Below are 13,878 nucleotides of genomic sequence, written 5' to 3' on the forward strand. Positions count from 1 at the left end.
ATTGTAAAAAATGGAAAACACAGCAAAATATGAATTCACAGGTGAAACTCGTATTGTAAAAAACAATAGTTCTGAACATGAAGTAAAACGTATTAGGGCATTGAAAGGATTTAAACCTCCCACTATGTTAGATGAAGTTAATATAGGGGACTTGGGTGGCTGGATTGAAGAGGAAAACAATCTTTCTCAAGATGGACTGTGTTGGGTCGATGAAAATGCAGTTGTAATAGAAAGCGCAGTTGTTAAAGATGACGCTTATGTTTGTGGGAATGCTGTTATTTGTGAAAATGCGGTTATATGCAGATTTGGAACAGTAGATGAAAATGCATTCGTAGGGGGAAATTCAATAATAAGCGATAAGGCTACCGTTTTTGAAAGAGCAAAAATATCTGGTTATGTCACAATTAAAGGAAATGTTGAAGTAAGAGGATTAGCTTGTTTAATTGGATTAAATGAAGAAAATAGAACAGTAATTGATGGCGATATTATTATCTTTTCAAGCCTTGGGATAAAAAAATGGGATGTTAAAATCTGCTCCAGAAAAATTATAGAAAACCATTCGGATATTGGTCTACCACAAAATAATGCTGTCATCAGTTTTTATGACCCCAATAGATATAATAACGACAAAAACTATAAACTTGTTGATTACAGCGAAAAAGCAGATAGTGTACTCTACATTCCGCTTGACGATTTTCAAACAGAACTTCCCGAAGCCGAAAAAATAGCAGAATTTGTATATTTTGCAGAGTCGAAAGAACTGCAAATAATATGTCAATGTGAATCGGGGCAGAATCGGAGTGCAGGCTGTGCCGCTGCGATTCTGGAACATTTTAATCATTCTGGTGATTTTATATTGAATAATCATAGATACCACCCTGACGAAATGGTATATTATGCGGTGTTGGACGCCCTTGAAGCGTTTGGCGATAACAAATAATCTGATAATATAAAAAAGACGAACCAGAGAGCATAAAAGCTCTCTGGTTCTTTTCATTTTTAGGTTACAGCCAAACTATCTATTAATGTTGAAATTTTTTATCATTTCATATCATCAACAATTTTCATAATGGTATTTTTAATCAAAGAATGGGAAGAAGCTTTTGCATAATCAGAAACTTCATGAGGTAGACAGTTAAAAAAATCTGCAAAGCTGTCAATATTTGTATTGAACTGTTTGAACATCTTTCGATTGAAATTGAATTTATGTATATGAACAGAACGCAACAGCTTAAAAAAGTCTTTATGTTCAATTATATCACTCAGGCTTTCAAGTGCTTCCTTGTATGGTGATTTATTGATAGATTCAAGTACTTTAATTGCGTTTTCAGACAGACCTATAACAGCTTGAACATCAGTTCTATTCCTTTGTTTACAATCATACTCACACATCAGGTAACCATAGTCACAGTCAAAGATTTCGCACATTTTGAAAAAATCTTCAAAACAAGGCATTGTCTTTCCTTTTTCCCAATTTGCAACAGTCTGTCGTGATTCATATGCATATCCCATATGTTCGGCAAAGGCACCTTGACTTTTAAAGCCTGCCTTTATACGCTCTTCCTTGATTCTTTTGCCAATTGCTTTTTTGTCATATTTCATGTTGTTGACTCCGCTACTTTTTTTCTATAATTTGATTTTTTGGTAGTAAAACGTGGTGTTGTAGTTTACATTGTACCATGCTATAATAAAAATGTCAAGAGGGAACAAGCTAATTCCTTTTGAGACAATAGCATACCGGTAATTGCTAAAGAGGACATTTCAAGCTGTCTTTCTCCTTGCGAAAAAACGCAAAACTAAAGGCACTAAATAAACTAATGCAGACAAGCAAAGAAATTTGTTTTTCGGCATAAGTATTATTAAAAACAATTGCGAGGTGCTTTTATTATGAAAGACACAGAGAATGTTATTACAGTTCATATTCACTACGATGACAAAGGTCAGAATGTATCTGACATTCTGAACAAGTCACTTTGGATTTTTATCAAAAAGGAGGTTGAGAAGTTATGTTCATCAAACAGTTGACTTCATCACCCAAAAGGGCTTATAATATAAAAAATGAATGGTTGCTGATGAAGGAGGAATTCTTATGTATCCTGTAATTGACAACCCACAGAAATACAAAGCCGCAATTTATGCCCGTCTTTCAAAAGAAGATGATAATAAGACAGGAGATGATTCAGAGAGTATAAAAAATCAGATAGCTTTGATTCAGGACTATGCTGAAAAGCAAAAAATTTCAATATGCGAAACATACATTGACGATGGTATTTCAGGCACTACATCGGAAAGACCTAATCTTGAACGTATGATAAATGACATTATCGAAAAGAAAATAAATATGGTCATTACAAAGGACCTTTCAAGATTAAGCCGTAACTATATTGATACTGGTCGATTTCTTGAAGTATTTTTCCCTGAGAACAATGTTCGATACATTTCCCTGCTTGATGAAATTGATACGTTCTCAGAAAGCTACAACGATGATATTACGCCTTTCAAAGGACTGTTCAACGATATGTATGCAAAAGACATATCGAAGAAAGTTTTAAGCGTAAAGCGTAAAAAGCAAAAACAGGGACTTTTTATCGGCGGAAAAGCTCCGTACGGTTATAAAAAATCTCCTACGAATAAAAACGCAATTATCATTGATGAGTATGCCGCTGAAATTGTAAAACGCATTTTCAAACTGGCAATTGACGGAATGTCTTGCCGTCAGATAGCAGTAACTCTGACAGAGGAAAACATTCCTACACCGGCGCAGTATGCAAAGATACGATTGAAAAAGAAAGCGCCATTCTCCGGTAAATGGAGTTCTGAACGCATCAGCGAAATGCTTCAGAACGAGGTTTACATAGGGAATATGGTGCAAGGACGAGTGAAAAAGGCAAGCTACAAATCCAAAAAGCTAATAAAAATGCCCCGTGAAGAATGGATCGTCGTAGAAAATACGCACGAAGCCATTATTGATAAGGAAACTTTTCAAAAGGTAGGAGAACTCATAAAGAGCAGAACACATACAAGACATCGAACTTATGATTTCCCATTAAAAGGAATTATCTTCTGCAAGGAATGCGGTTATCCTCTTGCGACTATCAAAAGAACTCTGTCCGGCGGAAAACCTATACTGTATTTCATATGCAGGACTTACCAGAGATTTACGCAGTATCATGAGTGTACTTGCCATTGTGTAAGGGTCGAGGATGTATCTAACGCAGTAGTAAGTGAAGTCCGCAGAATATGTAAGAATTATCTGGATTGTCTCGATACGGAAAAACTTACCGAAAAAGCGCAGAAGCAGCTTCAAACGGAACTGCGCAAGCAAGGCAGAGACATCACAGCTCTGAAAACGAAAATGGAATCTATTCGTATGAAGATCGACAATGCTTACGATGATAAACTGTCTGGGAACATTGATAATCAAACATTCCAGCGAATTTATGCCAAGCTTCAGGAAGAAGAAGCAGCTGCCCGAACTAAGCTGACTGAACTTGAAAACAACAAAAAAGACAGTCCATCCATTAACGAGGAAAAAATCAAAGAGTTAGTAAAAAAGTTTATTGACTCCGAAGATTATACCCGTGAGCTGTTTGTCAGTCTTATCGAAAAGATCGAATTATCTGAAAATAAAGAACTTGATATTCACTTCAAGTTTCCGGAACTAAAAATAGCCGATCGTTTATAATAATTCCTATACTACGTTTCAAGAATTGAAAAAAAGGCGCTGTCATCCCTGCGGAAAATGTACGAAAAAAATCCATACTAATTTAATTAAAGCAAAAACTTCCGTTTAGATTTTTAACGGAAGTTTTTGCTTTTTAACATAATTACTCAAGAAAAAACGGCAATACTTGCCGTCATCAGGTTAGACAAGACTAACCTGATGACAATTTTATTCATATACAATATTGATTAAGTACATTTTTCAAAGCACTCACGCTGGCGCTATGTATTCTTGCCACCGGGATATCATATTTTGCTGATCTTTGATTCACTCTTTGAACCATTTTATGAGAACAGGTATTAGTAAAAACCACCATAAGATCGGGAGTTCCCAGTTTGTTTTCAAAATCTGCCGGCATTTGTGTAAAAACCTTGGCTTTACATTTAAATGATTTACATATATCTTTATATCTTGTAGCCATTCGGTCATTTCCACCTACTACTACTATGCTCATTTTTTACCTCCTTTCCCAAGTTAGCATCTGCTTACCAATATAGTATAACATATATAGGTAATTTAGTCAAGTTTTTTTTATTTTTTACTTAAAATTTTCACGTCGGCATTTACTTTTTTTAAGTTTAATGCTATAATATCTAAAGCTGAACTGAGTGGATCATATCTCAGTAAATATAAACTTTTATATATTTTATGAGTTGGTGAAATTATATGAAAATGTTTTTTAAAAAATTATCTACATTTCAAATGATTATTTTGGGTTTTGCAGGAGTAATTCTTGCCGGAAGTCTTATTTTGATGCTTCCGTTTTCAACAGCGGAAAATGTATCGGCACCATTTATGGATACGCTGTTCACTTCCGTTTCGGCAGTCTGCGTTACCGGACTAATCGTTCACGATACCGCTACATACTGGTCAGGCTTTGGTCAGGCAGTAATACTGATTCTTATTCAAATAGGAGGATTAGGAGTTGTTTCGGCTGCTACATCCATTGCACTTTTCTCAGGGAAAAAAATAAATTTAAAACAAAGAAGTACAATGCAGGAAGCCCTTTCTGCACCTCAGGTTGGAGGTATTGTAAAACTAACGGGTTTCATAATAAAAATAACATTTTTTATTGAATTTGTCGGATGCGTCATTATGGCTCCTGTTTTCTGCAAAGATTTTGGATTTTTTAAAGGATTGTGGTATTCCGTTTTTCACTCTGTTTCTGCATTCTGTAACGCCGGATTTGATTTAATGGGTGTAAAAGAACAATATTCCTCACTAACTTCCTATTCAGGTCACCCTTTAATTAATATTGTGATCATGCTTCTTATAATAATCGGCGGTATAGGATTTATGACGCTTGATGATATAAAATGCAATAAATTTCATATAAAAAAATATCGTATGCAGACTAAAGTAATACTAGTAACTTCAGGACTTCTTATTTTAATCCCTGCTGTTTATTTCTTCTTCTTTGAATTTTCTTCCGACCGATGGAATATTTCGCTTTCAAAACGCATATTCTATTCATTGTTTCAAGCTGTCACACCCAGAACCGCCGGATTCAACACAGTAAATTTTAACATAATGAAACAGGGATCTCTTGTTATTATGCTTGTCCTTATGCTTACAGGCGGTTCGCCGGGTTCAACAGCCGGAGGAATGAAAACAACTACTTTGGCTGTTCTTATTTCATCTGCAATATCAGTATTCAAGCGTCGGGAAGATACAAGATTTTTCGGCAGACGCATTCCGGATGATGCAATAAAAAAATCAACTGCAATTCTCATGATGTATCTTTCACTTTTCCTGACCGGCGGTATCATAATCAGCAACATTGAAAATCTGCCTGTACTTGATTGTTTATTTGAAACGGCTTCGGCAATAGGAACAGTAGGATTATCAAAAGGAATTACACCGGAGCTTGGAAATGCATCTCATATAATACTTATGATATTAATGTTTGTAGGAAGAGTCGGAGGTCTTACGTTTATATTTGCAGCCTTGTTCTCTAAGAGTAACAGTGTGGCAAAGCTTCCGCTTGAAAAGATAAATGTCGGATAAGACAGAAAGGATAAATACAAATGAAAACAATTTTACTTATTGGTCTGGGTAGATTCGGACGTCATATAGCACAAAAATTAAATGAACTTGACCATCAGGTTATGGCTATTGACAAAAATGAAAACAGGGTTGAAGCCGCTCTTTCTTACGTCACAAGCGCACAGATAGGAGACGCAACAAAAAAGGATTTTCTCAGTACAGTAGGCGTAGGAAATTTTGACGTATGTATTGTAGCCATCGGGGATAATTTCCAGAGTTCATTGGAAACTACATTGCTCCTTAAAGAACTTGGAGCACAAAAGGTCGTATCCAGAGCGGCAAGAGATGTACATGCAAAATTTCTTCTCAGAAACGGTGCAGACGAAATAGTCTATCCCGAAAAGCAGCTTGCTTCATGGACGGCGATCAGATATTCCTCAGATCATGTCTTTGACTATGTTGAAATCGACGGGGATTATGCAATTTTTGAAGTGTCAGTTCCCAAAAGCTGGATCGGAAAAACAGTAGGTCAAATAGATATACGCCGCAGATACAATATAAATATTCTTGCTATCCGCACAAACGGAAAGCTGTGTCCGGATATTTCAGCAGATACTCCAATGCCTGAATCCAGTACTATTCTTGTTCTTGGTTTATATAGTTCAATGCATAAATGTTTTCATATTTAACAAATAATATTTACATAAAAATCGGATAGAATAATTTTATTATAATGTTCTAATATTGAAAGGAGCTTCCATGAAAACATTTACTTATACAATTAAAGATGATTTAGGAATCCATGCCAGACCCGCCGGTCTTCTTGTTAAAACCGCTAAAAATTTCAATAGTGAAATTACAATTGCAAAAGACGGAAAATCAGTAAATGCATTAAAACTTATGGCGCTTATGGGACTTGGAGTAAAGTGCGGGGACACTATTACTGTAACTGTTTCCGGCGAAGATGAAGAATCAGCAGCTTCGGCAATGGAAGAATTTTTTAAATCAAATCTATAATAATAAATTATAAATAAAAAATCGTCATTTAATTTTAACTAATGTATATGCATAAAAATCGCCTGAGAATCAAAATTCTCAGGCGATACTTCTGATATAGTCACTTATATTTTGTTTTTTATGTTCATATATTCTTTGGAAAAATTAAAATATTTATTATACTCTCCGGTATCACAGCATCTTATTTGTAAACCAAATAAAATTTCAGAAAATACTAAAGAAATATCTCAGGATTTTGTAAAAGAATCTCTTTCTGAATATGACTCAGCCGTTTAAGTCTATACTCAAGTTTTCTTGCAATTTTATCCGAATCAAACTTCCATACCGCCTCAATATATATAACACGATGACTGTGCGTATATTTTGCGCCGCCTGCCAAAACTCCCAGATGCTGTTTTATTCTTTTGACTATATCAGCAGCAATACCTGTATATAACGAATTATCTGCACATCTAAGCATATAAACATACATATTTTTTATATAAACAGCAAGCTATCTGTCGTCTCTTCCGACATAATCCTGCTTTTTTACTAAGCTTTTATACGACGGTCTGATAATTTTATTAACCGATACCAATTCTTCAATTCTATGAGCGCTCCAACCTGCAATTCTTGCAATTGCAAACAACGGAGTATATAATTCTACCGGAATATCAAGCATATTATAAACAAATCCACTGTAAAAATCTACATTGGGACTAACACCTTTGAATATCTGACGCTCCTGAGCAATAAGCTTCGGAGCAATTTTTTCAATATTGTTGTAAAGCGCCATATCCTTATCTCTTCCCTTTGCCTTGGCAAGCTTTTCTACAAACGTCTTAAATATGACCTCTCGGGGATCTGACAGTGAATATACAGCATGTCCCATACCGTAAATCAAGCCTTTCCGGTCAAATGCTTCCTTATGAAGTATTTTTGCCAGATATGCGCTGATTTCTTCTTCATCTTCATAATCAGACACATGATTGCGGATATCGTCCATCATTCTCATAACCATTATATTTGCACCGCCGTGCTTATGCCCCTTCAAAGAAGAAAGCGCCGCCGCTATTGCAGAATAAGTGTCCGAACCCGATGAAGTTACCACTCTGGTAGTAAATGTAGAATTATTTCCGCCTCCATGTTCCATATGAAGCAGAAGAGCAACGTCAAGCACCTGCGCTTCAAGCTTTGTATATTTCATATCAGGACGCAGCATACGAAGAAAATTCTCAGACGCTGAAAGATTTGCTTCCGGTCTGTGTATATACATACTTTCATTTTTTTCATAATGATTATAAGCATGATACGCGTATACAGCCAGCATTGGAAAAACACTGATCAATTGAATGCTCTGTCTTAACACATTGCTGATTTCCAGATTTTCAGCCTGTTTATCATAAGAAGCCAACGTAAGGACACTTCGTGTCATAGAATTCATAATATCATAGCTAGGCGCTTTCATAATAACGTCCCTGGTAAAATTAGTCGGCAGTTCCATACATTCTGCAATTATATCAAGAAATTGTTTTAATTCATCATTGGACGGAAGCTTACCGAAAAGCAATAAGTAAGCAGCTTCTTCAAATATAAACTTTTCTCCCTTGCTTCCCTGTACCAAATCTTTTACATCATATCCCCGATAAAGAAGCTGACCGTCGCTGGGAACCTTCTTTCCGTCAATTATTTTAAACGCACTGACTTCTGAAATATTTGTAAGTCCGGTTAAAACCCCATTGCCGTTTATATCCCTCAGTCCCATATTTACACCGTATTCACGAAAAAGATCCTTGCTTATACTGTCGTTTTCTATGCACAAATTCTCTCGCTTTTTAGTATAATTGGAAATCTTATCCATATAACCCATATATATGCCTCCTTTAAGTTGAATATATTAAATTAGCACTCTTTTGATATGAGTGCCAACCAAAAAATAAATAATAATGCTTCAGTAAAGAAGCATTAACACTAATATAATAATATTGTAACATAAAAAGCGAAATATGTCAATCAATTTCATCAAATTATCACAATTCTTTAAAGATAACAAAAAAGCAGTCAAATTTTTTAATTTGACTGCTCCAATTTTCACATTACTTTTCTTCTTATTAAAATATAATCAAATACGTTTACCTTTCCGTCATCATTAATATCTGCCAGAAAAAACTGCTGTTCACTGAATTTTTCCAGCTTAACAAGATATTTATTCATAATGACAATATCAGATACATCTACTTTTTTATTAATATTAATATCGCCCTTTTCATAAACAGGTTCAGACGCTTCAACAATCCACTTCTGACATGATTCTCCGTTTACTTCCCATTGCTGAACATTAGCTCCGCTTCCTTTAGAACCGCCTGCTGTTTCCAAGGCGCCGGCATCCTTTGAAGCTCTTGTCAGTATATAGTAAGAGCCGTCCGGATTCTTTACAAATTTAAACAAATGGGAGCTTGTTTTATTGTTTGTAAGTATTTCAGCGTTCCCGCCGTTTTCTTTCGTTCCTCCTGAAATATTTAGATAATACGTTTTTCCGTCTGCCAATTGAGATATAACGTAATAATAACCGCCGCCGAAGCTTTTAAGAGTCCATGAATTGTGTGCGCTTATACCGTCGGCGCCCCACTGCTGAACGTTAGTATTATCAGAAGCCTTGCCTCCTTCCGCTTCCATATACAAACCGCTGTTTAAGTTTTTAAACATATAAATACTGTTCGTATCCATTATACAGCCTGTATCCTCAACCTGAGTAAGTATCCATTTCTGAGACTTATCTCCCGCTTTGTATTCCCACTGAATAATATTGGCTCCGCTGGAAGTTGAAGCTGATGAAACGGCAACACAGCTTTTATCTCCGGAAGACTTTGTCAAAATATAATATGTACCGTCATCATTCCTTACAAATTTAAATTGCTGGGCGTCGGCCTTTGTATCGGTGTATATCTGAATATTTGTGCCATTATCAGATTTTCCCATATCAATATCCAATAAATAAGTTACTTTATCGCCAAGCTGAGAATAAAGGTAATAATAACCATTTCCTGCTGATAATACTCGCCATGTATTATGCGCTGCCGAACTTTCTGCTCCCCATTGCTGAACATTTGCGGTATTTTCAGCATTTGCGTCCTTTACCTCCATATACAAGCCGCTGTTTTCATTCTGAATCATGTATACCGCACCCTCTGTAAGTACTGCCGGAGTAAATACAGGAGAAGGAGGAATAACAATTCCATCGTCCAGTACAGATACATTCGGTCTTTCAGGCAGTTTATAATTTGAAGCAAGATAAAAGCTTGTATGAGGCGGCTGATTATAGGATATATTTTGACCTGCGACCTGATTTCTATATTGAGGATCATGCATAAGAGTCGTTATACGGTAATCTGTTTCATATGGCGTACAGTAAATTCTTAAGGATTTGCTGTCGCTTGCTCTTACAATAAGTTCTTCACGCCAATCTCCGAAAATATCGGCTGATAGACACGGAGTTCCCTTAGTTGTATTACATGTATAAGCGCCGTCTGTAGAAAGAATGGTGGTAAGTGTTCCGTCGTTTTTCATTTTAGAAATTGTAGCCGGTTTATCAGTATATCCGTCTAAAATTTCACGTTCAAGATCACCGTCCCAATAGCTGAGAAAATTTACAGCCGGTCTTCTGCATGAAAGTGTATTTCCTGATCCGTCAAATACATCGTTTCCGAGTCCCCAGAATTCTGCTCCGTCATTTCCTGCCCATACATTAGCTGCACAGCATCTTCCTGTATCGGCATCTCCATCTTTATGGAAAATGGTTTTACCGTTTGAAGCGTCGACAAGAGAAACTCCATAAGGCTTATCCTCATGGCATATCCATAGTTCCAAGCCTTTTCTATCCGGAAGAAGATCGCCTAAATGCATTGCGTCTCCGTGACCGGTATTAAGACACCATAAAACGCTGCCGTCATCATCAAGACAAGTTGCACCTAAAACAATTTCCTGCTTACCGTCATTGTCTACATCTGCCGGCATACAGTTATGGTTGCCATCTCCGTAACCTGGCTTAGTTTTATCATTTCCGGTGTCAAAATACCATTTCTGTACAAGCTTTTTGTTAACAACGTCATAAGCGCATGCTGTCATTCTTGTATAATATCCTCTTACAGTAACGGCGCTGGGCTTCACACCGTCCAGATAAGCTACTGCGCCTAAAAATCTATCAACACGGTTGCCGTATGAATCGCCCCATTTTGATACAGTTCCTCTTCCAGGATTGTAATCCACCGTATCTAACGCTTTGCCTGTAGAACCTTCAAATAAAGTATAGTATTCCGGACCGCTCAAAATATAGCCGTTTGAATTTCTGTAATCCTTTGAAGAGTCACCTATTACATTACCAACACCATCTACTGTACCATCAGCAGTTTTACATACCATTTCAGCAAGACCGTCCAGATCATAATCGGCAACAAGCATTTGTGTATAATGCGCTCCTGCACGGATATTGACTCCAAGATCAATTCGCCAAAGTTTAGTACCGTCTATTTTATAACAATCAATAAAAACCTTATCCGTTTTACCTTTTTGAGAATTATCTTTTGAATTTGAAGGATCCCATTTAACAAATAATTCATACTGTCCGTCTCCGTCAACGTCTCCTACTGTACAGTCGTTAGGACTGTATGTAATTCCTGAAGTCTGAGCCTTGGGTACATCAAGCTTGACTTCAAGATAATTACTTCCTGACTGCATTGCACATGTATCTGATGATACAATCGTTCCGCTTTCAACAGTTTCAACCTTGTATGTATCAGTGGATTTGCCGTCCTTATCCAGATAACACGTTGCATTTCCCGCATTACTGGTATAAATAAGAGCGTTATTCCTGTAAAGTTTAAATATTGAATTGTCAGAATCATCTGCAAGAAAACGCCAGCTTACCATCATACCAGAACCGGTACTGATCGCAGAAATACCCCTGTCAAGATTTTCTACAACATATCCTGACGCAGCATCCGCTTCTGAATAGTCAGGAATGCAGACCATACAGCCGGCTATACATAAAGCCGCAGCGATACTTAGTATTTTTTTTCTCATCCTCATTTTCACCCTCCATATACATTTTACATATTTTTTCAACAAAACTAATAATATCTGTTATAATTTTATCATTTTTTAACATTAAAGTCAACCAAATAATAATAAAAAACGGAGCAATATGCTCCGTTTTACAAAAATTAATCAGAACTTTCCGCCGCCTCCGCCATGTGACGTTCCGGAAGAACCTGTATGAATACTGCTTCCTCCTCCCGAACTTGACGGTTCAGGTCTTCTGGTTTTAGTTACATTTCTATATATAAAAATATCGTTGGAACGATCAAGTCTCAATGAATTGTTTACAGCGTAATTATTTGCATTATGCTGCATTGCAACAGTTTTCATCTTTGATTTCATAACCAAAACAGAAATAACTGCAATGATCAGTCCTATAAATAATCCTATTCCGACTGCTATAATATAATCAGAAAAGGTTTTATATTTATGATCAATATCATAAGGAGTACCTTTTTCAGCCTCCGCCAAAAAATCGTCCGTCAAATCAATAAACTCAGTAAACGCAGAATAATAGTCACCGTTACTTAAATCCGGTACAATTTCATCTCCGATAACATCAATTCCATAATCTGTAAACGCATCAATACCATATCCGGTTGTAGAGATCCACCAATCACGATCCTCCATACTCAAAAGCAGAAGTATACCGTCATTGTCTGCACCTGCGCCGTAACCGTTATAATCATAATAATCGTCTGCATACGCCATAGGCGTTTCTCCGTTAATAGTATCGGCAGTAACTATTACTATATCAAAATCGTATTTATCAGTCAAATCTTCAATTTTACCGGCAAGCTCTTTTTCTTCACTGTCTGACAGCAAATCCGCTTCATCAACTACTCTCGGCAGATCAGCATCATTCAGCTTGCCTTCAGCTCCGGCAGATAACGGAACGATTAAAGACAGACATGCAAGACCTGACAAAAATACTTTTTTTAATATCTTCATATCAATCACCTTATTATTGTCAATAATACCGTCAGCAGTGACGCTGCAGCGCCGGAAATTGCAAATATCCCAAAAAAACATTTCCAGAACAATCCTTTATCTGTGGGAAGATCTCCTACAAATTTACCCGTCTGACCGTTCATTGCAAACATAAACTTCTGGTTTTTCCATGTTGTATTAAGAATCCACACCGGAAGCAAGGCATAATGTGCCGCACTCTTATAAAATCCCACATTTGAGCCTGTGGTCGACACCGTTGCATATCCCTGAACAGTCCTTTTAAACGCTTCTTCCGTACTCTGTTTAATTCTGTTGTTGGCACGTCCTATACTGCTTTTTTGGTCAACGTCATATTTATCTGCAAGATACCCTGCAAGATAAGCAGTTTCAAAATCAACCATATGAGAATAATCAAAAGGTTCAATTGATTCCATAAAATCATCAGGCATTTTTTCCGAACCGTCAACAGGTACATTTCTGAAAGCAAGACAGCCTTCGCGGTAAATGTTAAAATGTGAAGTTTCCGTATAGTCATATTTGCTGTCGCTCCAGTGTCTCACTTTAGTACCGCGAAAAGTATATTTTGAATATGTATCACAGTCAAAGAGCCAGAAAGGTACATAAATGCCCTTAATTTCGTCAATGTGATTCTGATCCTTAAAAACTTTAGGTAAAAATGGCTTTCCTTTAAGATGATTCTCCATAGCCGCTTTTGCCGCTTTCTTGTCAAGTTTGAAGGGGATAACAAAATCAGGACGCAGATCTCCGGAAAAGCTTGATTTTAATATTACGGGATTATCGCAGTAAGGACAATTTGTAGCGCCTGTATTTTCATCTGCAATCAGTTCTCCCCCGCAGGATTGGCATGTATATAAATTTATTCCTTTAAGTTCGTCTTCACCCCATTGATTACCAGGCTGAACGTCCCATTCATACCTTTCAGGCTGTTTATCACTATCATCATTCTCATTCTGTAAATTTTTCAACGCTTCAATATCAAATTCAGCGTCACAATAAGGGCAGACCATTTTCTGCTGAGTGCTGTCAAAGCTCACAGCTCCGCCACAGCACGGGCATTTATACTCAAGTATAGTCGACATTATTCCACCTCGCTGAAAACAGTAATT

General features: G+C 36.8%; 13 protein-coding genes. 6 read left to right on the forward strand and 7 right to left on the reverse strand.

Features of this window, described 5'->3' with window-relative positions; genetic code table 11:
- Nucleotides 1-10 precede the first annotated feature (10 nt).
- The gene (locus OCV67_RS07280) at nucleotides 11-940 is read left to right on the forward strand and encodes a hypothetical protein (RefSeq protein WP_147643325.1); all 930 of its coding nucleotides are present in this window, start codon (nucleotides 11-13) and stop codon (nucleotides 938-940) included.
- Between the two features lie 101 nt (nucleotides 941-1,041).
- Here OCV67_RS07280 and OCV67_RS07285 read toward each other — a convergent pair whose 3' ends face one another.
- Nucleotides 1,042-1,602 carry a helix-turn-helix domain-containing protein gene (locus tag OCV67_RS07285; RefSeq protein ID WP_147643326.1) on the reverse strand — a complete coding sequence of 187 codons (561 nt, stop codon included), beginning with the start codon at nucleotides 1,600-1,602 and terminating at the stop codon, nucleotides 1,042-1,044.
- Nucleotides 1,603-1,887: 285 nt separating this feature from the next.
- Between OCV67_RS07285 and OCV67_RS07290 the strand changes: the two genes are divergently transcribed.
- Together OCV67_RS07290 and OCV67_RS07295 are read left to right on the forward strand one after the other, a co-directional pair.
- A complete protein-coding gene (locus OCV67_RS07290; RefSeq protein ID WP_178085042.1) occupies nucleotides 1,888-2,025 on the forward strand; it encodes a hypothetical protein in 138 nt (45 codons plus the stop codon).
- Between the two features lie 64 nt (nucleotides 2,026-2,089).
- On the forward strand, nucleotides 2,090-3,685 hold the full coding sequence (locus tag OCV67_RS07295) for a recombinase family protein (protein ID WP_147643327.1): 1,596 nt from the start codon (nucleotides 2,090-2,092) through the stop codon (nucleotides 3,683-3,685).
- A gap of 211 nt (nucleotides 3,686-3,896) precedes the next feature.
- Here OCV67_RS07295 and OCV67_RS07300 read toward each other — a convergent pair whose 3' ends face one another.
- Nucleotides 3,897-4,178: a DUF2325 domain-containing protein gene (locus OCV67_RS07300; protein WP_147643328.1), complete on the reverse strand. Its 282-nt coding sequence runs from the start codon at nucleotides 4,176-4,178 to the stop codon at nucleotides 3,897-3,899.
- Between the two features lie 212 nt (nucleotides 4,179-4,390).
- Between OCV67_RS07300 and OCV67_RS07305 the strand changes: the two genes are divergently transcribed.
- The 3 genes from OCV67_RS07305 to OCV67_RS07315 all read left to right on the forward strand — a co-directional run bounded on the left by OCV67_RS07305 (nucleotide 4,391) and on the right by OCV67_RS07315 (nucleotide 6,727).
- A complete protein-coding gene (locus OCV67_RS07305) occupies nucleotides 4,391-5,731 on the forward strand; it encodes a TrkH family potassium uptake protein (protein ID WP_147643329.1) in 1,341 nt (446 codons plus the stop codon).
- 20 nt (nucleotides 5,732-5,751) lie between these two features.
- On the forward strand, nucleotides 5,752-6,399 hold the full coding sequence (locus OCV67_RS07310) for a potassium channel family protein (protein ID WP_147643330.1): 648 nt from the start codon (nucleotides 5,752-5,754) through the stop codon (nucleotides 6,397-6,399).
- A 70-nt stretch (nucleotides 6,400-6,469) separates the two neighbouring features.
- Nucleotides 6,470-6,727, forward strand: a complete 258-nt coding sequence (locus tag OCV67_RS07315) for an HPr family phosphocarrier protein (RefSeq protein WP_147643331.1) — start codon at nucleotides 6,470-6,472, stop codon at nucleotides 6,725-6,727.
- 214 nt (nucleotides 6,728-6,941) lie between these two features.
- On the opposite strand, the gene OCV67_RS07320 is transcribed toward OCV67_RS07315, so the two are convergent.
- The 5 genes from OCV67_RS07320 to OCV67_RS07340 form a co-directional block, all read right to left on the reverse strand.
- Nucleotides 6,942-7,187, reverse strand: a complete 246-nt coding sequence (locus tag OCV67_RS07320; RefSeq protein WP_178085043.1) for a GIY-YIG nuclease family protein — start codon at nucleotides 7,185-7,187, stop codon at nucleotides 6,942-6,944.
- Nucleotides 7,188-7,220: 33 nt separating this feature from the next.
- Nucleotides 7,221-8,576: a citrate/2-methylcitrate synthase gene (locus tag OCV67_RS07325; protein WP_337405183.1), complete on the reverse strand. Its 1,356-nt coding sequence runs from the start codon at nucleotides 8,574-8,576 to the stop codon at nucleotides 7,221-7,223.
- A 221-nt stretch (nucleotides 8,577-8,797) separates the two neighbouring features.
- Complete coding sequence (locus OCV67_RS07330; protein ID WP_147643333.1) at nucleotides 8,798-11,791, reverse strand: rhamnogalacturonan lyase family protein; 2,994 nt, start codon at nucleotides 11,789-11,791, stop codon at nucleotides 8,798-8,800.
- A 138-nt stretch (nucleotides 11,792-11,929) separates the two neighbouring features.
- Complete coding sequence (locus tag OCV67_RS07335) at nucleotides 11,930-12,751, reverse strand: TPM domain-containing protein (protein ID WP_178085044.1); 822 nt, start codon at nucleotides 12,749-12,751, stop codon at nucleotides 11,930-11,932.
- Between the two features lie 5 nt (nucleotides 12,752-12,756).
- Nucleotides 12,757-13,851: a hypothetical protein gene (locus tag OCV67_RS07340; RefSeq protein WP_147643335.1), complete on the reverse strand. Its 1,095-nt coding sequence runs from the start codon at nucleotides 13,849-13,851 to the stop codon at nucleotides 12,757-12,759.
- Nucleotides 13,852-13,878: the final 27 nt, after the last annotated feature.

This window comes from Porcipelethomonas ammoniilytica (assembly GCF_025567485.1).
Lineage (GTDB): Bacteria > Bacillota > Clostridia > Oscillospirales > Ruminococcaceae > Porcipelethomonas > Porcipelethomonas ammoniilytica.

Bases quoted from the DNA above. Each gene is read 5' to 3' on its own strand.
- OCV67_RS07280 (WP_147643325.1), top strand. From the start codon at position 11: ATGGAAAACACAGCAAAATATGAATTCACAGGTGAAACTCGTATTGTA.
- OCV67_RS07285 (WP_147643326.1), bottom strand. From the start codon at position 1,602: ATGAAATATGACAAAAAAGCAATTGGCAAAAGAATCAAGGAAGAGCGT.
- OCV67_RS07290 (WP_178085042.1), top strand. From the start codon at position 1,888: ATGAAAGACACAGAGAATGTTATTACAGTTCATATTCACTACGATGAC.
- OCV67_RS07295 (WP_147643327.1), top strand. From the start codon at position 2,090: ATGTATCCTGTAATTGACAACCCACAGAAATACAAAGCCGCAATTTAT.
- OCV67_RS07300 (WP_147643328.1), bottom strand. From the start codon at position 4,178: ATGAGCATAGTAGTAGTAGGTGGAAATGACCGAATGGCTACAAGATAT.
- OCV67_RS07305 (WP_147643329.1), top strand. From the start codon at position 4,391: ATGAAAATGTTTTTTAAAAAATTATCTACATTTCAAATGATTATTTTG.
- OCV67_RS07310 (WP_147643330.1), top strand. From the start codon at position 5,752: ATGAAAACAATTTTACTTATTGGTCTGGGTAGATTCGGACGTCATATA.
- OCV67_RS07315 (WP_147643331.1), top strand. From the start codon at position 6,470: ATGAAAACATTTACTTATACAATTAAAGATGATTTAGGAATCCATGCC.
- OCV67_RS07320 (WP_178085043.1), bottom strand. From the start codon at position 7,187: ATGCTTAGATGTGCAGATAATTCGTTATATACAGGTATTGCTGCTGAT.
- OCV67_RS07325 (WP_337405183.1), bottom strand. From the start codon at position 8,576: ATGGGTTATATGGATAAGATTTCCAATTATACTAAAAAGCGAGAGAAT.
- OCV67_RS07330 (WP_147643333.1), bottom strand. From the start codon at position 11,791: ATGAGGATGAGAAAAAAAATACTAAGTATCGCTGCGGCTTTATGTATA.
- OCV67_RS07335 (WP_178085044.1), bottom strand. From the start codon at position 12,751: ATGAAGATATTAAAAAAAGTATTTTTGTCAGGTCTTGCATGTCTGTCT.
- OCV67_RS07340 (WP_147643335.1), bottom strand. From the start codon at position 13,851: ATGTCGACTATACTTGAGTATAAATGCCCGTGCTGTGGCGGAGCTGTG.